General features: G+C 70.5%; 16 protein-coding genes. 8 read left to right on the top strand and 8 right to left on the bottom strand.

Features of this window, described 5'->3' with window-relative positions; translation table 11 throughout:
• Positions 1-72 precede the first annotated feature (72 nt).
• Both ABZX85_RS37170 and ABZX85_RS37175 read right to left on the bottom strand, forming a co-directional pair.
• Positions 73-939, bottom strand: coding sequence for an intradiol ring-cleavage dioxygenase (locus ABZX85_RS37170; RefSeq protein ID WP_355879048.1), 867 nt, complete (start codon positions 937-939; stop codon positions 73-75).
• 80 nt (positions 940-1,019) lie between these two features.
• On the bottom strand, positions 1,020-1,229 hold the full coding sequence (locus ABZX85_RS37175; protein WP_355879051.1) for a hypothetical protein: 210 nt from the start codon (positions 1,227-1,229) through the stop codon (positions 1,020-1,022).
• A 254-nt stretch (positions 1,230-1,483) separates the two neighbouring features.
• Between ABZX85_RS37175 and ABZX85_RS37180 the strand changes: the two genes are divergently transcribed.
• Positions 1,484-1,960, top strand: a complete 477-nt coding sequence (locus ABZX85_RS37180) for an SseB family protein (protein WP_050371310.1) — start codon at positions 1,484-1,486, stop codon at positions 1,958-1,960.
• A gap of 99 nt (positions 1,961-2,059) precedes the next feature.
• Here the strand turns inward: ABZX85_RS37180 and ABZX85_RS37185 are convergent, their stop codons facing one another.
• Both ABZX85_RS37185 and ABZX85_RS37190 read right to left on the bottom strand, forming a co-directional pair.
• Positions 2,060-3,775, bottom strand: coding sequence for a DEAD/DEAH box helicase (locus ABZX85_RS37185; protein ID WP_355879055.1), 1,716 nt, complete (start codon positions 3,773-3,775; stop codon positions 2,060-2,062).
• Positions 3,776-3,864: 89 nt separating this feature from the next.
• Complete coding sequence (locus ABZX85_RS37190; RefSeq protein WP_355879057.1) at positions 3,865-4,068, bottom strand: cold-shock protein; 204 nt, start codon at positions 4,066-4,068, stop codon at positions 3,865-3,867.
• A 425-nt stretch (positions 4,069-4,493) separates the two neighbouring features.
• Between ABZX85_RS37190 and ABZX85_RS37195 the strand changes: the two genes are divergently transcribed.
• A complete protein-coding gene (locus ABZX85_RS37195) occupies positions 4,494-5,465 on the top strand; it encodes a pirin family protein (protein ID WP_355879060.1) in 972 nt (323 codons plus the stop codon).
• A 97-nt stretch (positions 5,466-5,562) separates the two neighbouring features.
• Here ABZX85_RS37195 and ABZX85_RS37200 read toward each other — a convergent pair whose 3' ends face one another.
• Positions 5,563-7,647 carry a SpoIIE family protein phosphatase gene (locus tag ABZX85_RS37200; protein ID WP_355879063.1) on the bottom strand — a complete coding sequence of 695 codons (2,085 nt, stop codon included), beginning with the start codon at positions 7,645-7,647 and terminating at the stop codon, positions 5,563-5,565.
• Between the two features lie 183 nt (positions 7,648-7,830).
• On the opposite strand from ABZX85_RS37200, the gene aspS reads away from it, so the two are divergent.
• The 5 genes from aspS to ABZX85_RS37225 all read left to right on the top strand — a co-directional run bounded on the left by aspS (position 7,831) and on the right by ABZX85_RS37225 (position 13,993).
• Positions 7,831-9,594: an aspartate--tRNA ligase gene (gene aspS, locus ABZX85_RS37205; RefSeq protein WP_355879066.1), complete on the top strand. Its 1,764-nt coding sequence runs from the start codon at positions 7,831-7,833 to the stop codon at positions 9,592-9,594.
• A gap of 120 nt (positions 9,595-9,714) precedes the next feature.
• Entirely contained in the window at positions 9,715-10,701 is a 987-nt protein-coding gene (locus ABZX85_RS37210) for an intradiol ring-cleavage dioxygenase (RefSeq protein WP_355879069.1), read from the top strand.
• Between the two features lie 130 nt (positions 10,702-10,831).
• Positions 10,832-11,809, top strand: a complete 978-nt coding sequence (locus tag ABZX85_RS37215) for an intradiol ring-cleavage dioxygenase (protein WP_355879072.1) — start codon at positions 10,832-10,834, stop codon at positions 11,807-11,809.
• 190 nt (positions 11,810-11,999) lie between these two features.
• Complete coding sequence (locus ABZX85_RS37220) at positions 12,000-13,364, top strand: MFS transporter (RefSeq protein WP_355879075.1); 1,365 nt, start codon at positions 12,000-12,002, stop codon at positions 13,362-13,364.
• Positions 13,365-13,414: 50 nt separating this feature from the next.
• Positions 13,415-13,993 carry a hypothetical protein gene (locus tag ABZX85_RS37225; protein ID WP_355879078.1) on the top strand — a complete coding sequence of 193 codons (579 nt, stop codon included), beginning with the start codon at positions 13,415-13,417 and terminating at the stop codon, positions 13,991-13,993.
• 18 nt (positions 13,994-14,011) lie between these two features.
• Here the strand turns inward: ABZX85_RS37225 and ABZX85_RS37230 are convergent, their stop codons facing one another.
• Positions 14,012-15,706, bottom strand: a complete 1,695-nt coding sequence (locus ABZX85_RS37230) for a hypothetical protein (RefSeq protein WP_355879081.1) — start codon at positions 15,704-15,706, stop codon at positions 14,012-14,014.
• Between the two features lie 231 nt (positions 15,707-15,937).
• Between ABZX85_RS37230 and ABZX85_RS37235 the strand changes: the two genes are divergently transcribed.
• Positions 15,938-17,281: a polysaccharide lyase family 1 protein gene (locus ABZX85_RS37235; RefSeq protein WP_355879084.1), complete on the top strand. Its 1,344-nt coding sequence runs from the start codon at positions 15,938-15,940 to the stop codon at positions 17,279-17,281.
• A 237-nt stretch (positions 17,282-17,518) separates the two neighbouring features.
• On the opposite strand, the gene metG is transcribed toward ABZX85_RS37235, so the two are convergent.
• Together metG and ABZX85_RS37245 are read right to left on the bottom strand one after the other, a co-directional pair.
• Complete coding sequence (metG, locus tag ABZX85_RS37240) at positions 17,519-19,234, bottom strand: methionine--tRNA ligase (RefSeq protein WP_355879087.1); 1,716 nt, start codon at positions 19,232-19,234, stop codon at positions 17,519-17,521.
• A 151-nt stretch (positions 19,235-19,385) separates the two neighbouring features.
• Positions 19,386-21,599 (bottom strand): VWA domain-containing protein, encoded by a 2,214-nt coding sequence (locus ABZX85_RS37245; RefSeq protein ID WP_355879090.1) that lies wholly within the window; start codon positions 21,597-21,599, stop codon positions 19,386-19,388.
• Positions 21,600-21,854 lie beyond the last annotated feature (255 nt).

Raw genomic sequence — 21,854 nt, forward strand, 5'->3', positions numbered from 1 at the left:
TACCAACAAGTAGCTACGATGATGCTACCCGCCGGTAATAAGCCGCAACCCCGACCGGTCATCTGTGACGGTTCACACCGCGACCGTCAGCGTGGCCGTGTAACCGGCCGCCGGGCTCCCCTCCGTCGCCGCCAGCTGCCGGTCGTACCCGTCCCGGAAGACCATGTCCGACTCCAGGGTGAGCCGGGCCAGGTTGGGGCCGCTCGACTCGTACCCCTCGGTCGCGTAGACCGTGTCGCAGACGTCCTTCGGGAAGGCGAGCTGCGAGGTGTTCGTGATCGCCGTCGCGGCTGTGGCGTCCCTGAGAGACCCGTACACCTCGAAGTGGATGTGCGGCCAGCGGCCCGGGTAGCAGCCGGGAAAGATGCTGGTGAAGGTGACCTGCCCCTTCTCGTCCGTCTCCTGGACCCCTCTCAGGTAGTTCTCGTCCGTCACCCCCTCGGTGTACAGGGAGTAGTCCCCGGCCCGGTCGGCCTGCCACAGATAGACGGCCGCCCCCTGCTTCGGCGTCCCGCACCCCGAATCGGCCTCGACGACGGTCAGGGTGACCTTGAGAGGTACGCCTTCCGCGGTACCGCCCGCCGAATCCCCGAAACTCGCCCGGATGTCGCTCCTGACGACACCGCTCTCCTTGAGCACATTCACCCCGTTCGACCCGTCCCCCGGATAGGGCCCAGCGGTCTCCTCGGGAATCACGGCACACTCGCCGTCACCGGCACCACTGGCCGCCGGGCCCCCCGAAGAGCCCGACGAACCCGAAGAGCCCGAAGAGCCCGATGCCGCCGGTGAGTCCTCCCCCTCCGCACTGCACCCCACGAGCGGCACCAGCCCCACCCCCGCCATCAGCCGGATCATCCGCCGCCGGGCGAGCACGGGAAGGTCGTACGACAATCCCCGGTCGTGCTCATGTACCTCGTCCCCGACATGGTCCCGCTCCATGACCGCCCCTCTCCCTGGCCCGTTGCCTGCTCAGTCAGACGCTACGAGCGCCCGGCGCCCCGATGCCAGGCCAGGGGCTGTCAAGTGGCTGTCGGTTTGGGCGGCATACGCCGACGGTGGAGGGCGAGGCGGCTCTCCGCGTCGTTCTCGTGGCGGCCCGAAATTCGCCCCAGGGATCGCGCCGTACGTACCCGGCAGCCGGTCACCCGGCCGGTGGCGGTGCGCGTGACCTGCTCGGAGCCGCGGATCGGCCCGCTCGGCCCGGTGACCTCCTCGTGGACGCCGCTCATCGGCAACCGCATGCCGCCGGCCGAGGCCGGAGAGGCGCCGAGGGAGTGGCGATGGTCAGGCCGCCGGTGCGGAGGGCAGCGGTGCGGAGGGCGGCGGTGCGGAACGGGCGGGACGGGACCTGGACCGGTGCGGCCCCATGTCGGCGGCGGGGCCGGCCTCGGACCCGGGGCGGCTTTCGACGGCGCCCCCGTCATGGCCGGTATTAAAGCCGCCCGCACCCCGTGACCCAGCTGACTCTCGATAGGCTGGGGGCATGTACGGATACGGCCAGCCCATGGGCGAGGGCGCCGCTCAGCAGCAGTACGCGCCGCCGCAGCAGCCCGGCGGTGTCGGTGGGTACGGTCAGCAGCCGCCCCTCTATCCGGAGCCGTCTCCTCCGTCGCTGTCCGACGCGGTGCGGGCGTTCACCACCGGGCAGATGGCCGCCGAGGACTTCCAGCAGATCTTCGCCACGTCGAAGGTGTACTGCCCGCGCGGGGACACCCCGGGGTTCCTCGCGCTGCACAACACCCAGCAGCCGGTCATCCCCATGTTCAGCTCGCTCAAGGAGCTGCGGCGCTACGCCGGCAAGGAGTCCAAGTACTTCGTCATCACCGGCGCCGAGGTCATCGACCTGCTCCCCACGGGGTACGGGTTCGTCCTCGACATGGAGGGCGAGCACCGGATGGTGTTCGACGCGAAGGCCGTCGAGCAGATGGTGGAGTTCGCGATGCGCAGGATGTACGGCTGAGGGTGGCTCCGCAGGGGTACGGGGCTGACATACCCGTACCCCTCACGTAGGGCCCCTCGTACCCGTACCTCTCGGGTAGGGGGCCCGTACCCGTAGCTCTCAGGTCGTGGACGTCCGTCGGCCGCCCCGCTGCCCGGTACCTCCGCCGGTACCCCGGCCACCCCTGCGGGCACCGGCACCGGCACCCGTACCCGTAGTACCCGAAGCCGCCGCACCCCCGGACCGACGCCCGCCGGACCCCCGCCCGCCGGACGCCGCGCCACCCGAGGCCGACGGGCTCGCCGACGCCGTACCGCTCCTGGACGCCGAGCCGCTCCTGGCCGGCGTACCGCTCCGGGACGTCGTACCACCCCTGCCCCGGCGCTCGCCGCCCCGGCCCTCGCCCTTGCCCGGTGCCCCGGCCGGAGCCCCGGCGGAGGCCGCGCCCCCACCGCCCCCGCCACCCCGGCGCCGACGCCGGGACGAGCCACCGGACCCGGACCCCGTACCCGTACCCCGCTGCGGAGCCACCGGCTGCGGCACCTCGATGGTCACCGCGACCCCCGACGGCTCCCGCGCCCCCGTGATCGTGGACAGCTCGGCGTCCGTCGAGACGATCCGGGACGTCCGCGGCCGAATCCCCGCGTCCGACATCAGCCGCGTGACCTCCCGCTTCTGCTCCGGAAGGACCAGCGTGACGACGGTCCCGGAGCCGCCGGCGCGGGCCGTGCGGCCACCCCGGTGGACGTAGTCCTTGTGGTCGGTCGGCGGATCGACGTTGACGACCAGGTCGAGGTCGTCGATGTGTATGCCACGGGCCGCCACGTTCGTCGCGACCAACGTCGTGACCTGCCCGTTCTTGAACTGGTCGAGCGTGCGGTTGCGCTGCGGCTGGGAGCGCCCGCCGTGCAGCGCGGCGGCGCGGACCCCGACGGCGAGGAGCCGCTTGGCCAGCCGGTCGGCGGAGCGCTTGGTGTCGAGGAAGAGGATGACGCGGCCGTCGCGCGCGGCGATCCGCGTGGTGACGGCCTTCTTGTCGGTCTCGTCCGCGAGGTGCAGGACGTGGTGCTCCATCGTCGTCACCGCGCCGGCGGACGGGTCGACGGAGTGCGTCACCGGGTCGCTCAGGAAGCGCTGGACGAGGCGGTCGATGTTCTGGTCGAGGGTCGCCGAGAACAGCATCCGCTGTCCGTCCGGCCGCACCTTCTGGATCAGCTTGGTGATCTGCGGCAGGAAGCCCATGTCGGTCATCTGGTCGGCCTCGTCGAGGACCGTGATGCGGACGTCGTCCAGGACGCAGTCGCCGCGCTCGACGAGGTCGTTGAGCCGGCCGGGGCTCGCGACGACCACCTCGACGCCGCGCCGCAGGGTGTCGGCCTGCCGGGTGATGGACAGACCCCCTACCACGGTGGCCATCCGGAGGTTCACGGCCGTCGCGTACGGGGAGAGCGCGTCGGTGACCTGCTGCGCCAGCTCCCTCGTAGGTACTAGTACCAGCGCGAGCGGCGCCTTCGGCTGGGCGCGCAGGCCCGCCGTGCGGGCGAGGACCGCGAGGCCGAACGCGAGGGTCTTGCCGGAGCCGGTACGGCCGCGGCCGAGGAGGTCACGGCCGGCGAGGGAGTTGGGGAGCGTCGCGGCCTGGATCGGGAAGGGCGTGGTGACGCCCTGCGCGGTCAGGGTCTTCAGCAGCCCGGCCGGCATGTCCAGGTCCGCGAAGTCCGCGACGGGGGGCAGCGCGGGCGTCGTGCTCTCCGGCAGCCGGAACTCCCTCGGCGCCGAGGGGGACTGCTGGGGCGACGAGGCGCGACGGTTCGGCTTCTGGGGCCTGCGGGACATGCGGGGGTCCACCTTTTCCTGGAAACAGCGCAAACCGGGGCCCGCACCAACGCTGGTGCGAACCCCGGCGAGCGAAAGACGTCCGGCGATCAGGCGGGGACGATGTTCTCCGCCTGCGGGCCCTTCTGGCCCTGCGTGACGTCGAAGGACACGCGCTGGCCCTCCTGGAGCTCACGGAAGCCCTGGGACTGGATGTTCGAGTAGTGGGCGAAGACGTCGGGGCCGCCGCCGTCCTGCTCGATGAAGCCGAAGCCCTTTTCCGAGTTGAACCACTTGACGGTTCCGAGTGCCATGACGATCTCCTTCAGGTAGAGCAGAGGCCCCATCCGGAGATGCCGGAAAACGAATAATGCGCCCGATGGAAGCAATCCCGTCGGGCGCACATAGGTTCATGGGTACCGCAACTGCAACACAGGAACCGTAACACACCTGCGCGCGATACACGATCGACTTCTGGACGACGCCGTCGGCGCCCGCCGTGCCCGGCAACCCCCTCCCCGCCTGCTCGTTCCCATGGCGCCCCGCGGTGCTACGGGTAGCCCCCGGGGGAGTCCCCGTAGTACCCGCGAGCGGTCCCCGTAGTACCTGAGGGGGCCCGGGAATGCGCGCCGCCCGTCCGCTGTTCGGAGGGGTGGCAGAAAGTTCACCGTTCAACTAAAATCGTCGTGAGACGTTGCGGTACGGCGTTGTGCCGTACGGCGTCCGAGGAGGAACCGACATGCCCGCAGTGACCGTCGAGAACCCGTTGACGCTCCCCCGTGTCACCGCGCCGGCCGATGCCGTCGCGCGTCCCGTACTCGCCGTCACGACCGCGCCGAGCGGTTACGAGGGTGAGGGCTTCCCGGTGCGCCGGGCGTTCGCGGGGATCAACTACCGCCATCTCGACCCGTTCATCATGATGGACCAGATGGGTGAGGTGGAGTACGCGCCCGGGGAGCCCAAGGGCACCCCGTGGCACCCGCACCGCGGCTTCGAGACCGTCACCTACATCGTCGACGGGATCTTCGACCACCAGGACAGCCAGGGCGGCGGCGGGACCATCACCAACGGCGACACCCAGTGGATGACGGCGGGCTCGGGCCTCCTGCACATCGAGGCGCCGCCGGAGTCGCTCGTCATGTCCGGCGGACTCTTCCACGGCCTCCAGCTGTGGGTGAACCTCCCGGCGCGCGACAAGATGATGGCTCCGAAGTATCAGGACATCCGCGGCGGCAGCGTCCAGCTGCTCACCTCCCCCGACGGGGGCGCGCTGCTGCGCGTCATCGCGGGTGAGCTGGACGGCCACCAGGGCCCCGGCGCGACCCACACCCCGATCACGATGATCCACGCGACCCTCGCGCCGGGCGCCGAGATCACCCTGCCGTGGCGCGAGGACTTCAACGGCCTCGCGTACGTCATGGCGGGCCGCGGCTCCGTCGGCGCCGAACGCCGCCCCATCCACCTGGGCCAGACCGCCGTCTTCGGCACCGGCACCTCCCTCACGGTCCGCGCCGACGAGTCCCAGGACTCCCACACCCCCGACCTCGACATCGTCCTCCTCGGCGGCCGTCCCATCCGCGAGCCCATGGCCCACTACGGCCCCTTCGTCATGAACACCAAGGCCGAACTCCAGCAGGCGTTCGAGGACTTCCAGAAGGGGCGGCTGGGGACGGTGCCGGCGGTCCACGGGATGACCGAGAACGGGATCTGACCGCAAGGTTCCTGATCGGCCGTCAGTTCCTGATCAGTCGTCAACAGAACGGCCCCGCACGGCACTTCGCCGGGCGGGGCCGTTCTCTTGCGGCGCGTCAGGCCCTCGGCTCGAACAGCTCGAACCAGATGCTCTTGCCCTCGCCCCGAGGGTCGACCCCCCAGTTGTCGGCGAGGAGGTCCATGAGGACCAACCCCCGGCCGGAGGAGGCGAGTTCGCCGGGGCGGCGTTTGTGGGGGAGGTCGTCGCTCGTGTCGGTGACCTCGACGCGGAGGCGGCGGACGCCGGGGGTGCCGGTGATCTCCGCGAGGAGGAGCGCGTCGGCGTCGGTGTGGACGAGGACGTTGGTGAGGAGTTCGGAGAGGAGCAGGACGGCGGAGTCGAGCTGGTCGGGGGAGGGCCAGTCGTGGAGGAGGTCGCGGAGCTGGTGCCGGGCGTCGGCGACGCGTTCCGGCTCGGACTGGGCGATCGAGAGGACCGTGCGCCGGGGCCGGGCGGGGGTGCGGGGGGTGTCGGGGGCGCGGGAGAGGAGGACGAGGGCGACGTCGTCCTCGCGGCGGTCGGCGAGGGGGCCCGTGGTGTGGTGGGAGGAGGGGCCGAGGACCGTCTGGACCAGGGAGTCGGCCAGATCCTCCAGCGTGCCCCGGTGGGTTTCGAGGGTCTCCCGGATGCGCTTCCAGCCCGTGTCCAGGTCGTGCCCGCCGGTCTCCAGCAGGCCGTCCGTGCAGAGCAGCAGGGTCTCGCCGGGGTCCAGGGTGATCCGGGACGTCGGGTAGTCGGTGTCGGGGTCGATCCCCAGGGGAAGCCCGCCCGTCGTCGAGCGGAGCAGGACCGTGCCGTCCGGCATGCGGATCGTCGGGTCGAGATGGCCGGCGCGGGCCGTCTCCAGGACGCCGGTCTCCGGGTCGACCTCGACATAGAAGCAGGTGGCGAAGCGCGGGGACTCGTCCGTATGGGTGAGGCCGTAGAAGAAGCGGGACGCCCGGGAGAGGACCGCGTCGGGGCGGTGCCCCTCGGAGGCGTAGGCCCTGAGAGCTATCCGCAGCTGGCCCATGAGACCGGCGGCGCGTACGTCGTGGCCCTGGACGTCCCCGATGACGAGCGCGAACCCGCCGCGCGGCAGCGGGATCATGTCGTACCAGTCACCCCCTACCTGAAGGCCACCCCCGGTCGGGATGTAGCGCGCGGCCAGGGTCATCCCGGGTATCTCGCCCAGGGTCGGGAGCATCGAGCGCTGGAGGCCGTCCGTCAGTTCGCGCTGGGTCTCGGCGGCGCCGGCCCGGCTCAGGGCCTGGGCGAGCATGCGGGCGACGGTCGTCAGGACCGAGCGCTCGTCCGGCGTGAACGCGACGGGGTAGGTGAACGCGGCCATCCACGCCCCCATCGTCCGCCCGGCGACGGTCAGCGGCAGGAAGGCCCAGGACCGGCGGCCGAAGTGGGCGGCGAGCGGCCAGGTCAGGGGGTAGCGCTCCTGGTACCTCTCGGGGGAGGAGAGGTACACGGCACGCCCCGTACGTACCACCTCCGCGGCGGGATAGTCCGTCCGCACCGAGAGCTGGGTGAACGGCGCCTCCTCGCCGGGCTGCTGCCCGTGGTGGCCGATGACCGTCAGCCGCTCGCCCTCCACCCCGAAGACCGCGAGCCCGTCGGGCGTGAACCCCGGCATCGACAACCCTGCCGCTACCCGTAGTACCTCAGCGGTAGACCGCGCCTCCGCCAGCGCCCGCCCCGCGTCCAGCAGGAACGCCTCCCGCGAGCGACGCCAGTCCCCGGTCACCGCCCGCCGCCCCGCCGGGGTGCCCGGCGCCGGCTCGGTGACCTCCTGGAGGGTGCCGATCAGCTCGTACGCGCGCTTCACCGGATCGAACGACGGCTTCGAGCGGCTCCGTACGACCCGTACGACCCGCCCCTGGTCGTCCATGATCCGGATACGGACCTCCGCGAGCGTCTGCTCCGCGACCGCGAGCTGGATCACCCCGGTGATCTCGTTCCAGTCGACGGGGTGCAGTCGGGCCCGGGTCTGCGCCTCGGTGAGAACCGTTTCCTCGGCGGGCAGCCCGAGCAGCCGGGCGGCCTCGGCGTCGACCGTGACCAGTCCGGACGCCGTGGACCAGTGCCAGACGCCGGTCGAGAGAGCGGCAAGGACCTGCTCCACCGCGGGCAGGGGCTCACCAGTGCGCATTGCCCTACTTTAAGAAGATTCCCGGCTCGGACGCCAGTGATGTCGCACGACCGCCGCTGCGCCCCGGATATCAGGAGAGGCGATTTCCGGGCGGCCGGTACCCTTGACGGGCCCGGGCACTCTGGCCCGCCCCGTCGAGGAGAGCCACCTCGGCAGACCACGAATGAAGAGGAACACCCGACGATGCACCGGTACAGGTCCCACACCTGCGGCCAGCTCCGCGCCTCTGACGTCGCCGCCGACGTCCGGCTGAGCGGCTGGCTGCACAATCGTCGCGACCTGGGCGGCATCCTCTTCATCGATCTGCGCGACCACCACGGCATCACGCAGCTCGTCGCCCGGCCCGGCACCGCCGCCTACGACGCCCTCGACAAGGTCACCAAGGAGTCGACCGTCCGCGTCGACGGCCGCGTTGTTTCACGTGGAACAGAGAACGTGAACCCCGACCTCCCCACCGGCGAGATCGAGGTCGAGGTCTCCGAGGTCGAGCTGCTCGGCGCCGCCCAGCCGCTCCCCTTCACCATCAATGCCGAGGACGGCGTCAACGAGGAGCGCCGCCTCGAATACCGCTTCCTCGACCTGCGCCGCGAGCGCATGCACCGCAACATCATGCTGCGGACGGCCGTGATCTCCGCGATCCGGCACAAGATGGTCGCCCTCGGCTTCAACGAGATGGCCACCCCGATCCTCACCGCGACCTCCCCCGAGGGCGCGCGCGACTTCGTGGTCCCCTCCCGTCTGCACCCGGGCCGCTTCTACGCGCTCCCGCAGGCGCCGCAGCAGTTCAAGCAGCTGCTGATGATCTCCGGGTTCGACCGCTACTTCCAGATCGCGCCCTGCTTCCGCGACGAGGACGCCCGCGCCGACCGCTCGCCCGGCGAGTTCTACCAGCTCGACGTCGAGATGAGCTTCGTCGAGCAGGAGGACGTCTTCCAGCCGATCGAGAAGCTCATGACCGAGCTGTTCACCGAGTTCGGCGGCGGTCGTGAGGTCACCTCGCCGTTCCCGCGCATCCCGTTCCGCGAGTCGATGCTGAAGTACGGCTCCGACAAGCCCGACCTGCGCGCCCAGCTCGAACTCGTCGACATCACCGACGTGTTCGAGGGCTCCGAGTTCAAGGCGTTCGCCGGGAAGCACGTCCGCGCGCTGCCGGTGCCGGCCGTCCAGGACCAGCCGCGCAAGTTCTTCGACCAGCTCGGCGACTTCGCCGTCTCGCTCGGCGCGAAGGGCCTGGCGTGGGTGCGCGTCGGCGAGGACGGCACGCTGTCCGGCCCGATCGCGAAGTTCCTCACCGAGGAGAACGTCGCCGAGCTGACGAAGCGGCTCTCGCTCACCGCCGGGCACGCGATCTTCTTCGGCGCCGGTGAGTTCGACGAGGTCTCCAAGATCATGGGCGCGGTCCGGGTCGAGGCCGCCAAGCGCGCCGGGCACTTCGAGGAGAACGTCTTCCGGTTCTGCTGGATCGTCGACTTCCCGATGTACGAGAAGGACGAGGAGACCGGCAAGATCGACTTCTCGCACAACCCGTTCTCCATGCCGCAGGGCGGGATGGACGCGCTGGAGAACCAGGACCCGCTGGACATCCTGGCCTGGCAGTACGACATCGTCTGCAACGGCGTCGAGCTGTCGTCCGGCGCGATCCGTAACCACGAGCCCGACATCATGCTCAAGGCGTTCAACATCGCGGGCTACGACAGCGAGACCGTCGAGCGCGAGTTCGCCGGCATGCTGCGCGCCCTGCGCTTCGGCGCCCCGCCGCACGGTGGCATCGCCCCCGGCGTCGACCGCATCGTCATGCTGCTGGCCGACGAGCCCAACATCCGCGAGACCATCGCCTTCCCGCTCAACGGCAACGCCCAGGACCTGATGATGGGCGCGCCGACCGAGCTGGAGGAGACGCGGCTGCGGGAGCTGCACCTGAACATCAGGAAGCCGCAGCCGAAGTAGTACCCGTACGACCCGTAGGGGGCCGGAGATCCATGGTGATCTCCGGCCCTTTTCAGCTTTCTAAGCTACGCACAGCCTGGGCCCACGATCATGACAGCCTTCTTACCTACCTTCCTTGCCATGACGGGAAACGAGAGCACCGAGAACACCGAGAACCCCCAAGGCCCCAAACACAAAAGGAACTTGACGCGCCGTAAGGTCGTCGTCGCGGGCGGCGCCGCCGTCGCCGCGGTCGGCGGCGCGACCGCGCTGGCCATGAGCGCGAACGCCAGCGAGCCGGGCAAGGGCACCGCCGCGAACGGCGTCGGCGCGAACAGGAAGACCGGCGCGTCGGCCTCCGCCTCCGCCGGCACGGTCTGCTACAAGCTCACCTCGGAGACCACCGAGGGCCCCTACTACATCGACGCCGACAAGCTGCGCCAGAACATCATCGAGGACAAGGCGGGCATCCCGCTGACCCTCCAGCTCAAGGTGATCGACTCCGAGACCTGCAAGCCGGTCCCGAACGCGGCCGTCGACGTCTGGCACTGCGACGCGCTCGGCCTGTACTCCGGGTACGAGTCCTTCTCCCAGGGCGGTGGCGGCGGCACCCCGCCGACCGACGCCCCCACGGGCGAGCCCCCGACCGACGCGCCCACCGGCACCCCCACCGGCGAGCCCCCCACGGGCGGCGGCGGTGGCGGCGGCCACGAGGAGCCGACCAGCGACACCCGCTACCTGCGGGGGACCTGGCGTACGGACAAGCAGGGCAACGTCACCTTCAAGACGATCTTCCCCGGCTGGTACCAGGGCCGCTGCGTCCACATCCACACCAAGGTGCACGTCAACGGCGAGTGGACGGACGCCGGTTACGAGGGCGGCAACACCTGCCACACCGGCCAGTTCTTCTTCGACGAGGACACGGTCGTCCTGACGGAGTCCGTCGACCCGTACTCCACGAGTACGACGACCCGTACGACCCTCACCGAGGACACCATCTACGACCAGAGCGGGACGACCGGCGGTCTCCTCAAGCTGAAGTACAACAAGAACAACATCGCCAAGGGCGTCGTCGCCTCCATCACCATGGGTGTCGACCCGGACTCGACCAACGAGGGCACCAGCTGAGCCACCCCGAAGTCCCGCTGTCGGCGTGCAGGCCGTGAGTACGTCGATTTCCGGCCCCTTTCGCGCGACCGTGCGAAAGGGCGCCGTTTTCCTAGCTCGTTGACAGGGTCCTTACCTAGCTTCCTCGCGCATGACAGAGCATCAGGAACCCCAAGTACCCTTCACAGTAAGTGATCTGACGCGCCGTCGAGTCGTCGCGGTGGGTGCGGGAGCGCTCGCCGTCGCCGGGCTCGGGGGCGGCGCGCTCGCCGTGGACGCGGCGGCCGACGACAGAAAACCGGGCGCGGACGGCCGGAGAACCCCGCCCGCGGACGGCCGGAGAACCCCGCCCGCGGACTGCTACGTCCTCACCTCGGAGACCACCGAGGGCCCGTACTACATCGACGCCGACAAGCTCCGCCGCGACGTCACCGAGGACCGGCCCGGCATCCCGCTCACCCTCGCCCTCAAGGTGATCGACGCCGACACCTGCCGGCCCGTCCCGAACGCCGCCGTCGACATCTGGCACTGCGACGCCGTCGGGGTCTACTCCGGGTACGAGGGCATGGGCAACGGCGGAGGCGGCCCGGCCCCCACGGGAGCGCCCCCGACCGACGCCCCCACCGGTCCCCCGCCCGGCGGCGGCAACCCCGGCGGACACCAGGAGCCGACCGACGACACCCGCTACCTGAGAGGGACGTGGCGTACGGACCGGCACGGGAACGTCACCTTCAGGACCGTCTTCCCCGGCTGGTACCGGGGCCGCTGCGTCCACATCCACGCCAAGGTCCATGTCGACGGCGAGTGGACCGACACGGGCTACGAGGGCGGGCACACCTGCCACACCGGCCAGTTCTTCTTCGACGAGGCGTCCGTCCTGCTCACCGAGCCCGTCGAGCCCTACGCCTCCAACACCGCCGAGCGCACCCTGCTCACCGAGGACACCATCTACGACCAGAGCGGTAGCTCCGGAGGACTACTGAGACTCCGGTACGACCGGCGGAACATCGCCCGGGGCGTCCACGCGTCCCTGACGGTCGGCGTCGACCCCGAGTCCGTCAACGACGGCCAGGGCGGACCGGCCCCCTCCGCGTCGCCGTCCGCCTCCCCCGCCGCCACGAGCGGCTGACCCGCGCGTCCAGCCTCGGGCCCGACCCCGTCGTACGACAGCGGGGTCGGGCCCGCCGGCGTCGTACCCGTCCATGGGGTGTTCATATATGTGAAGTTCCATCCAACCCGTTGACCTCGAATGGGTGGCTCCGTAGGGTCCTCCACGCACGTGATGGGTATTCATGTACGTGAACAGGGGTACGACAACGATGTCAGAAGTTTCGGTGACCGGGGTGGCCGAGGGGACCGAGCGGCGGGCGGTCGGCAAGTTTCTGCGCCGCATGATGCCGCTCCTCGTCCTCATGCTGCTGGTCAACAATCTCGACCGCACCAATGTCGGCTTCATCCAGGACGAGTTGAAGGCGGACGTCGGCATCGGCGCGACCGCGTACGGGCTCGGCGCCGGGCTGTTCTTCATCGGGTACGCCCTGTTCGAGGTGCCGAGCAACATGCTGCTGGAGCGGTTCGGCGCCCGCGTCTGGCTCACCCGGATCATGATCACCTGGGGCGCGGTGATCATCGCGATGAGCTTCATCCACAGCGTGACCTGGTTCTACGTCCTGCGTTTCCTGCTCGGCGTCGCCGAGGCCGGCTTCTTCCCCGGCGCGATGCTGTACATCACCCAGTGGCTGCCCGACGCGAGCCGGGGCCGCGCCACCGCGATCTTCCTCGGCGGTTCGGCCGCCGCCGGCATCATCACCGGGCCGATCACCGGCGCGCTCCTGGAGCTGCACGGCATCGGCGGATTCGCGGGCTGGCGCTGGATGTTCGCCCTCGAAGGCACCTTCTCGGTACTGGTCGGCATCGCCGCCGGCTTCTTCCTCGTCTCCCGCATCGAGGACGCCGGCTGGCTCACCACCGAGGAGAAGAAGGCGCTGCGTACGGCCGTGTCGCGCGACGAGCAGGTGCGCAGCCGGGAGCCGCGGGTGTCCCGGCTGCGGCTCATGTTCCACCCCCAAGTCGCCCTGCTCACCGGCGCGTTCTTCGCGATGACGCTCACCGGGTATGCCATCACCTTCTGGCTCCCCAGTCTGATCGAGGAGATCGGCGGGCTGTCGTCCTTCCAGGTCGGGCTGCTCTCCGCGATCCCGGCGGTGTGCTCGATGATCGCGATGTACTCCATGTCGCACTTCACCGACCGGGCCGACGACCGGCGGCCGTATCTGGCGGTCACGCTGGTGCTGTCGGCGGTCGGGACGTACCTCGCGACGCTCGGCAGCCCCTGGTTCGGGCTCGCCGCGATCACCCTCGCGGGGGTCGGGTCCAAGTGCGCGGCCACGCTGTTCTGGCCGATGGCGCAGGCCGGGCTCGATCTGCGGATCGCGGCGCCGGGGCTCGCGCTGGTCAACTCCATAGGAAACCTGGGCGGGTTCGTGTCGCCGTTCCTCTTCGGGTACCTGAAGGACACGACCGGGAGCACGAACGGGGGGCTCTACACGCTGACCGCCGCGTCCCTCCTCGCGGTGATCGCCGCGCGGTACCTCCGGGGGGCGCGGGCCTCGGCGCACACCGACACCTCATCGGAGGCGCACAGGAATCCCGAGGGGGGTGCACAGCGCTCTGCCGTGTCATAGGGGATGAGCGGCGGGAATCGAGATCGCCGGGTGAACGAGAGGCCACTGCCGTGGAGTACATGATCGGGCTGTCCGTGCTGCTGATCGTGGGGGCGGTGGCCTCTGTCGTGGGGTTGGGGAAGGGGTGGGGCCGGGGTGGAGGTGGGGGTGGAGACGGACGTGGAGGTGGGGGTGGGGCTGGAGGTGGGCGCGGGCGCGGGCGCGGGAGGGCCGGGGGTATTACGGGTACTACGGATGCCAGGGGTACTACGGGTCTCACCGGGCTCGCCGCCGAGGCCGAGGCCAATCACTGGGTCGTGCGGCTGGGGGAGAGCATGATCGTGCCGGACGCGCGGTTGTGGGCCGGTGCGGACGAGGGGACCGGGCGGGCGCTGTCGGCGGCGATGGAGCACCACCGCAACGCCCGGCTGCGGCTCGCCGAGGCGCGCACGGCGGAGGAGTACGACGCTGTCGCGCGGACCGCGCGGGAGGGGCTGCGGGAGGTTCGGGTGGCCCGGGAGGGGTTGGGGATGGGGCGGGACGAGGGGGCGGGCCGGGGTGGGGCCGGGGCCGGTGGCCCCGGGGGTGGGGTCGCGTTCGTTTCGGGGGGCTTCTCGGGTTCCTCGGGGTCCTTGGGGTGCTCGCGGTGAGGGGGCGTCTCTTCTGGGTCAGCGCTGGAGGCGGCGGCGGAGGGCGAGGAGGGCGGTGCCGGTGAGGATGAGGGCGGCGGAGAGTACGGCGAGGAAGGTGTGGGAGACGGAGGGGCCGGTGGTGGGGAGTTGAGGGGTGGGGGAAGGGGAGGGGGTCGGGGTTGGGATTGTGGTCGGGGTGGGGATCGGGGTCGGAGTGGGCGTGGGGGTATTAGGGGTCGTAGGGGTTGAGGTGGGGGTGGGGGTGGGTTTCGGGGTGGTACTAGGGGTGGGTGTCGGGGTCGGCGTCGGGGTTGTGCACGGGGTCCAGCGGTTGGTGATCGTGCAGTCCAGGCCCGTCCTGGGGAGGTCGACGGGGAAGGTGACGGTGTCGGCCGTCGACGACGTGGGGCTGATCGTCGTACCGCCGCAGACCGCGCTCTCGAAGCTCCAGGAGCCCTCGGCCGTGGCGGCGGGGAGGGTCTCGGTGACGGTGTGGCGGCCGACGGGGAGTTCGTGCCAGGTCAGGGCGACCGGGGTGTTCTCGGCGGTGGTGGTCGCGGAGCCGAGGGAGGTGGTGCCGTCGGCGGTGAACGTGAAGGGGCCGCCGGCGCGGCCGGTCGTCCGCTTGCGGAGCGCGAGGGTGCCGGTACCGCCCGAGGTCTGTCGCCGGGCGTTCGTGTAGGTGCAGGTCACGGTGTCGCCGTCGGCGAGGTCGACGGTCGCGGCGCCGGAGACGCTCGTCGTCGTGGTGCTCGTCCCCCGGGCCGAGGAACAGGCCAGGTCGGAGAGGGTCCAGCCGTCCGGGACCGTCTCCTCGAAGCTCCACGCCGGGTACTTCGTGCCCTTCGTCGCCGACCGGCGGAACGTCTGCTCGGCGGCGGCGCCGTTCGTCACGGCGAGGGAGAAGTCGTGGTCCGGGGTGTAGGAGAGGTTCCCCGTGAAGCCGAAGGTCTGGGTGGCGTCGCTGTCCTTCACCTCCTTGCGGACGACGACGGTGCCGGCACCCGGCGCCGGGGCGACCGTGTAGTAGAAGCACGAGACGTGGTGGAAGCCGGCCGGGTACGCGGCGCGGTCCACGTTGTCGTTCTTCTGGTTGTCGACTGCGCAGCGCAGCGCGCCGAACGCGTAAGTGGCCCCGAAGTCCGCCGAGTTGAGCGGGTCCGTGGGGGTGCCGCCCTGGATCTGGAGCCGGCGGGCGAGGGCGAGCGCCTGGTCGGTGGAGCCCAGCTCGACGTTGACCGCGCCGGCCAGGGTGTCGCCCGTCGGGTCGCCCGCGTCGTCGAGGAGCGGGGCCGACGCCTCCGTCACAGGTCGTACCTCTGAGGTACTGGGGACGACGGTGGAGAGGCCGTCCACCTCGCCGCCGATGCCCCGGCCCAGGGTGAACCTCCAGCCGGTCAGGGGGCGGCAGTTGGGGTCGTTGGCCTGCTCCGTCGCCGGGTTCACCGGCTGGCCCGCGGTGTAGACGGAGTCCTTGCCGAGGTCGCGCAGGGACTGCTGATTGTTGTCGCGGAGGAGGTTGGACATGATGTCGGGGTAGTCGTCGCAGACCCGGGCGGCGAGGGTGAGCCAATAGCCGTCCGCGCGGGCCGACTTGGCGTCGGCGGGTGGGGTGGGTGAGGCGGCTGGGGTGTTCGGGGTGGTCGCCGGGTGCTGGGCCGCGGTCAGGGTCCAGGTGGCCAGCAGTACGGCCACCGCCAGGTACAGGGGTCTCGGTTGTCGTCTCCGCACGGGACGAGGGTCGCGGCGGGGTGGTGGGGTGCGTGGACGCCACTCCCTGGGGGATGCCGATGATCATCTGATCGTCGTAACCGATACCTGGGACGTAGGGGATTCGTGGGGGGTGTGGGGGCCGTGCGAAAAAAATCTGATGGTGCGGCAACCTTCCTTCACCCGGTGACCACTGAGGGGTCGTAAGCAGCAAGCGCGAGCAAGAAGCGCAGACCCGTAAGGACTTCCTTCGTGGCAACTTCCTCTCACCGCAGGTCCGTTCGCAAGCGCCGTACCCTCGTCGTGTCCGCCGCCGTGGTGGCCGCCGGGGTCGGGGCCGGGGTGTTCGTGCTGAACGCGAACGCCGGGGCGGCGGACCTGTACCACCAGACGCTGGCCGCGAAGGACGGCTGGGCGTCGTACGGGAGCGGGACCACGGGCGGGGCGAAGGCCGACGCCGCGCACACCTTCACCGTCTCCACCCGGGCGCAGCTCGTGAAGGCGCTCGGCTCGGTGTCGGACAAGACGCCCCGGATCATCAAGATCAAGGGGACCGTCGACGCGAACACGAACGACGCGGGCAAGAAGCTCGGCTGCGCGGACTACGCCTCAGGTACGGGGTACTCGCTGACGTCGTACCTGAAGGCGTACGACCCCGCCACCTACGGCCGCAAGAAGCTGCCCGCCGGGACACAGGAGAAGGCGCGGGCCGCGGCGCAGGTCAAGCAGGCCAAGAACATCGTCTTCAAGGTGCCCGCGAACACGACGATCGTTGGAGTGCCCGGCACCAAGGCCGGTATCACCGGGGGCAGCCTCCAGATCCAGAACGTGGACAACGTGATCGTCCGCAACCTCACGCTCTCCGCGACCGAGGACTGCTTCCCGCAGTGGGACCCGACCGACGGCAGCACCGGGAACTGGAACAGCCAGTACGACTCGGTGACCCTGCGGGGTGCCACCCACGTATGGGCGGACCACAACACGTTCACCGACGCGCCCCACTTCGACACCTCCAACCCGAAGTACTACGGGAGGGAGTACCAGATCCACGACGGCGCGCTCGACATCACCAAGGGCTCGGACCTGGTGACTGTCTCCCGCAACGTCTTCACCTGCCACGACAAGACGATGCTGATCGGGGCCAGCGACACCGACAGCACCGGCAAGCTGCGCGTCTCCATCCACCACAACGTGTGGAAGGGCGTCGTCCAGCGCGCGCCGCTCGCCCGGCTCGGCCAGGTGCACATCTACAACAACTACTACGACATCACCGCGCTGAACGGGTACACCCCGCAGTACAGCATCAACGCCCGGGCCAAGGCGCAGGTCGTCGCCGAGAACAACTACTGGAAGGTGCCCGCCGGCACCAAGCTCTCCAAGCTCCTGTCCAGCGACGGCACGGGCTCGGTCAAGAGCAGCGGCAACCTCGTCAACGGCACCTACACCGACCTCGTCTCCCTCTACAACGCCGCCGCGTCCAAGGACCTCAAGGCGACCGTGAACTGGGTCCCGGCCCTCACCGCGGGGCTGGAGTCGACCGCGAAGAACCTGCCGACGGCCCTGACGTCGACGACCGGCGCGGACGTCCTCAAGTAGTCACCGGGTAGTACCTCCGAACCACCGGCCGACGTCTCCTCCAGCAGCGGGTACCGCAGCCCGCCCCTGGAGACGCCGACCTCGGCCGGTCGCGCGGTCACCGGGTGGAGGGACACGGGGACCGCGCAACGAAGGTGGCCGGCCGGCCCGGGATTCCCCGGGGCGGCCGGCCACCTGTCGTACAGCTCTGAAGTACTGGCTCCTGAGTACTCGCTCCGGAGTACTGGCTCCGGAGTATTACGCCGGCTGACCGCCGAAGCGCTCCTTGTACGTCTCCAGGTCCTCGTCCGTCAGCTTCGCGAACAGGACCGGCGGGACGGTGAAGGGGGCGCCCGCGGGGACGGCGTCGAGGGACTTCGCGGCGTCCGGGGTGATCCAGGCCGCCGTGTCGCCGTCGAGCGTGAAGGACTCGCGCATCGTCTTCGCCGTCGCGGGGATGAAGGGCTCCGAGACCACCGAGTAGAGGTGGATGAGGTTCATCGCCGTACGGAGGGTCAAGGCCGCGCCCTCGGGGCTGGTCTTGATCTCCAGCCAGGGCGCCTTCTCCTCCAGGTAGGAGTTGCCGGCCGACCACAGGGCACGCAGCGCCGCCGCGGCCTTGCGGAACTGGAGCGCGTCCATCTGCGCCTCGTACTCCGCGAGGAGCGCCGCGATCTCCGTACCGAGCCGCTCCTCCGCCTCGCCGGGGGTGCCGCCCGCCGGGACCTCGTCGCCGAACCGCTTCTTCGAGAAGGACAGGACGCGGTTGACGAAGTTGCCGAGCGTGTCCGCGAGGTCCTTGTTCACGGTCGCCGTGAAGTGCTCCCAGGTGAACGAGGAGTCGTCCGACTCGGGGGCGTTGGCGATGAGGAAGTAGCGCCAGTAGTCGGCGGGGAGGATGGCGAGCGCCTGGTCCGTGAAGACCCCGCGCTTCTGGGAAGTCGAGAACTTCCCGCCGTAATACGTCAGCCAGTTGAAGGACTTGACGTAGTCGACCATCTTCCACGGTTCACGGACGCCGAGTTCGGTCGCCGGGAACATCACCGTGTGGAAGGGGACGTTGTCCTTCGCCATGAACTCCGTGTAGCGGACGGTGTCCTGGGACTCGTACCACCACGACTTCCAGTCACGGGTGGCCGGTTCGAGGTCGGACCACTCCTTCGTCGCGGCGATGTACTCGATCGGCGCGTCGAACCAGACGTAGAACACCTTGCCCTCGGCGGCGAGTTCGGGCCAGGTGTCGGCCGGGACGGGCACGCCCCAGTCGAGGTCGCGGGTGATCGCACGGTCGTGCAGACCCTCCGTGAGCCACTTGCGGGCGATCGACGAGGAGAGGTGCGGCCACTCGTCCTCGTGGGCCGCGACCCACTCCTCGACCTCGCGCTGGAGCTTCGACTGGAGGAGGAACAGGTGCTTCGTCTCGCGGACTTCGAGGTCCGTGGAGCCCGAGATCGCGCTGCGCGGGTTGATCAGGTCGGTCGGGTCCAGGACGCGCGTGCAGTTCTCGCACTGGTCGCCGCGGGCCTTGTCGTAGCCGCAGTGCGGGCAGGTGCCCTCGACGTAGCGGTCCGGGAGGAAGCGGCCGTCCGCGGGGGAGTAGACCTGGCGGATCGCCCGCTCCTCGATGAACCCGTTCTCGTGCAGGCGGCGGGCGAAGTGCTGGGTGATCTCCACGTTCTGCGGGCTGGAGCTGCGGCCGAAGTAGTCGAAGGCGAGCGCGAAGCCGTCGTACACGGCCTTCTGCGCGTCGTGCGCCTGGGCGCAGAACTCGTCGACCGGGAGGCCCTGCTCCTTCGCGGCGAGTTCGGCGGGGGTGCCGTGCTCGTCCGTCGCGCAGATGTAGAGGACGTCGTGGCCGCGCTGGCGCAGGTAGCGGGAGTAGACGTCCGCCGGGAGCATGGACCCCACCATGTTGCCCAGGTGCTTGATTCCGTTGATGTACGGAAGGGCGCTGGTGATGAGGTGTCGAGCCATCGGGGGCTGCTCCCAGGTCGGGTTGTCGGTCTTTGGGTCCTTGAAATCGTAGCTGACGTGTGTATGCCGCCCGCGCTCCATTTAATGGGGGAGCGCGGGCGGCATAGGGGGGTACTACGGGTATTACGGACCCTGACGGGGTCTACGGGTATTACGGGCGCCAGTTCTTCAGGACGCCCTCGTACAGCTCGTCGTCCGTGAGGCCCTTAGGGGTGGGGCCGGCGTGGAAGAAGGACGTGTTGTCCGTCTTCAGCTTGCGGAGGTAGTCGAACGCCTTGTTCTCGTGGTCGCCGAACGCGACGAACGAGAAGAAGAGGCGGGGGTGCGTCTTCGCCGCCTCCGTCAGGGACTGCGTCGCCGGGGTCTTCGCGTCCGGAGCGCCGTCCGTCTGGAAGATCACCAACGCCGGGGCGTCCGGGTCCGCCGTCGCGTCCAGGTGCTTCGTGATCTCCTCGACCGCCGCGTGGTACGTCGTACGGCCCATCCTGCCGAGCCCCGCGTGCACGTCGTCCACCTTCGTGCTCGCGTCCTCGTCCGTCAGCGCGAGGTCCGTCGTGCCGTCGACCTCCGTCGAGAAGAACACGACGCGCACGGTCGGGTCGGCCGGGGAGAGGTGCGTGGCCAGGGCCAGCGTCTGGTCCGCCAGCGCCTGCACGGAGCCGTCCTTGTAGAACGGGCGCATCGACGCGGAGCGGTCGAGGACCAGGTAGACGGCGGCGCGGGCGGTGGTGAGGCCGAGGTGGGCGAGGGTGAGGGCGGAGGCGGTGTGGGCGGTGGTGAGGTGTGGGGGGAGGGGGTTGGGGGTGGGGGCCGGGGTGGGGGAATCGGCGGCGGGTTCCGCTTCGGGGGTGGGGGTCGGGTCGGTGGGGGTGGTGACCGGCTCGGGGGCCTCGGCGGTGGGCTCGGGCTCGGGGGTCGGGTCTTCGGGGGTGTTGTCGGCCTTGGCCTCGGCTTCGGCTTCAGCGGCGGGGGCGTCGGCCTCGGGGGTCGGGTCCGCCGGGGTGGGGGTGGCTTCGGGGGTGGTCGGTTCGTCGACCTCGACCTCGACCTCGGCCTCGGGGAGGGGGGTGGCTGCTGCCTCGGGGGCCTCGGGTGCCGCGGCGAGGGGCTCGGCGGCGGGGGTTTCGGGCTGGGGCTCGGGGGCGTCGGCGGCCGGTTCCGTGAGGGCGTCCGGGGTGGTGGGGGACGGCTCCGGCTGGGCTTCCGGGGCCTCGGGGGTGGGCTCTTCGAGCGGGGCGACGGGGGTGTCGGCTTTGGCCTCGGCCTCAGCTTCGACCTCGGCTTCGGCGGTCGGGGCCGCTGCGGCGGGGGTCTCGTCGGCGGGCTCGGTGAGTTCGGGGGCGGGGGGCGCCGAGGGCTCCGGCGTGGGCTCGGATTCCGCCGCCGGGGTGGAGGTGGGTTCCTCGGACGGGGTTTCCTGGGCGGGCTCCGGGGACTGGTCCTCGTCGGGGGTTACGACGCCGGCGGGACGTTCCTCGGTGGGTTCCGGGGTCGCCTCGGGGGTGGGGGCCGGCTCGGTCGCCGGTGCTGATTCGGCGGCGGGCTCCTCGGTGGCCGGGGCCTCGGCCTCGGGGGCGTCGACGGGCGGCGCCGGCTCGGCCTCGGTCTCCACCTCGGCCTCAGCCTCGGTCTCGGTCTCGGCCTTGGTCTCAGGCTCCGCCTCGGCCGCCTCGGTCTCCGGCGCCTGCGTCACCTCGGGAGCCTCGGCCACCGGCGTTTCGGCGGGCTCGACCTCGGTCTTGGCCTCCGCCTCAGCGGTCTCGGTGCAGGACTCAGCCTCGGTGCCGGACTCGGTCTTGGCCTTGCCCTCCACCTCGGCCTCGGCCTTGCCCTCCACCTTGGCCTCGGCCTCGGCCTCGTCCGAAACCTCGGCCCGCTCGGCCGCCTCGGCCTCCGCCGAAGCCTCCGCGCCCCCTACGGGAGCCCCCGTAGTACCGGCGTCGCCCTCCGCAGGACTCTCGACGGCATCAGCGGACCCCGTGGTACCCGTAGTACCCGAGACCGACTCCCCGGCGTCAACCTTGTGCCCGGTGTCGGCCTCGGCCTCCGCCCCCTTCGGCGTCGTCTCAATCTCGCCCTCGTCGCCCCCCTCGGGAGACTGCGTGGGCGCCGGTACCTTCACATTGTCGAAGGCGGCCGTGACGAGATCGTGCTCGGAGCTGTCCGACTGACGAGGCTCGGGGACCGGCGAGACCGGCGATGAGGAGGGTGCCGGCGTCGGCGCGGGCGCCTCCGCGGGGGACTCCACCGCGGATTCCGCGACCGGCGCCTGCTGGGTAGGAACCTGGTCCGCACCCTCTGCTTCGGCGGCACGCTCCTTGCGTGACCTGCCGAACGCGTTTCGCAGGAGAGTGAGAATACCCATGTGCGCAACCCTTCGCGTGAGTTGAAGCCCGTCAATCCCTGGCCAGGACGGACACGTAAGGTTAGCGGCCCCACATGGCGATCTTGGGCAGGGGTGAGCGGGAAAAGCGCGCGGGTGTCAAACACCCTGCACCGATGCCCGACCACATAAACCGGCCAACTCCGAGGACCCGCCCACCCGTCCCGCCCGGACCCCCTCAACACCCCCTAATCCCCCACCCGTTCATCCTCCGTTCACCCATCGGCCCCGCTCCCG

The organism is Streptomyces sp. NPDC004539 (assembly GCF_040610055.1).
Lineage (GTDB): Bacteria > Actinomycetota > Actinomycetes > Streptomycetales > Streptomycetaceae > Streptomyces.

What these genes read in the sequence shown, in the direction of transcription:
- ABZX85_RS37170 (WP_355879048.1), bottom strand. Translation starts at nt 939, where the DNA reads ATGGAGCGGGACCATGTCGGGGACGAGGTACATGAGCACGACCGGGGA.
- ABZX85_RS37175 (WP_355879051.1), bottom strand. Translation starts at nt 1,229, where the DNA reads ATGAGCGGCGTCCACGAGGAGGTCACCGGGCCGAGCGGGCCGATCCGC.
- ABZX85_RS37180 (WP_050371310.1), top strand. Translation starts at nt 1,484, where the DNA reads ATGTACGGATACGGCCAGCCCATGGGCGAGGGCGCCGCTCAGCAGCAG.
- ABZX85_RS37185 (WP_355879055.1), bottom strand. Translation starts at nt 3,775, where the DNA reads ATGTCCCGCAGGCCCCAGAAGCCGAACCGTCGCGCCTCGTCGCCCCAG.
- ABZX85_RS37190 (WP_355879057.1), bottom strand. Translation starts at nt 4,068, where the DNA reads ATGGCACTCGGAACCGTCAAGTGGTTCAACTCGGAAAAGGGCTTCGGC.
- ABZX85_RS37195 (WP_355879060.1), top strand. Translation starts at nt 4,494, where the DNA reads ATGCCCGCAGTGACCGTCGAGAACCCGTTGACGCTCCCCCGTGTCACC.
- ABZX85_RS37200 (WP_355879063.1), bottom strand. Translation starts at nt 7,647, where the DNA reads ATGCGCACTGGTGAGCCCCTGCCCGCGGTGGAGCAGGTCCTTGCCGCT.
- aspS (WP_355879066.1), top strand. Translation starts at nt 7,831, where the DNA reads ATGCACCGGTACAGGTCCCACACCTGCGGCCAGCTCCGCGCCTCTGAC.
- ABZX85_RS37210 (WP_355879069.1), top strand. Translation starts at nt 9,715, where the DNA reads ATGACGGGAAACGAGAGCACCGAGAACACCGAGAACCCCCAAGGCCCC.
- ABZX85_RS37215 (WP_355879072.1), top strand. Translation starts at nt 10,832, where the DNA reads ATGACAGAGCATCAGGAACCCCAAGTACCCTTCACAGTAAGTGATCTG.
- ABZX85_RS37220 (WP_355879075.1), top strand. Translation starts at nt 12,000, where the DNA reads ATGTCAGAAGTTTCGGTGACCGGGGTGGCCGAGGGGACCGAGCGGCGG.
- metG (WP_355879087.1), bottom strand. Translation starts at nt 19,234, where the DNA reads ATGGCTCGACACCTCATCACCAGCGCCCTTCCGTACATCAACGGAATC.
- ABZX85_RS37245 (WP_355879090.1), bottom strand. Translation starts at nt 21,599, where the DNA reads ATGGGTATTCTCACTCTCCTGCGAAACGCGTTCGGCAGGTCACGCAAG.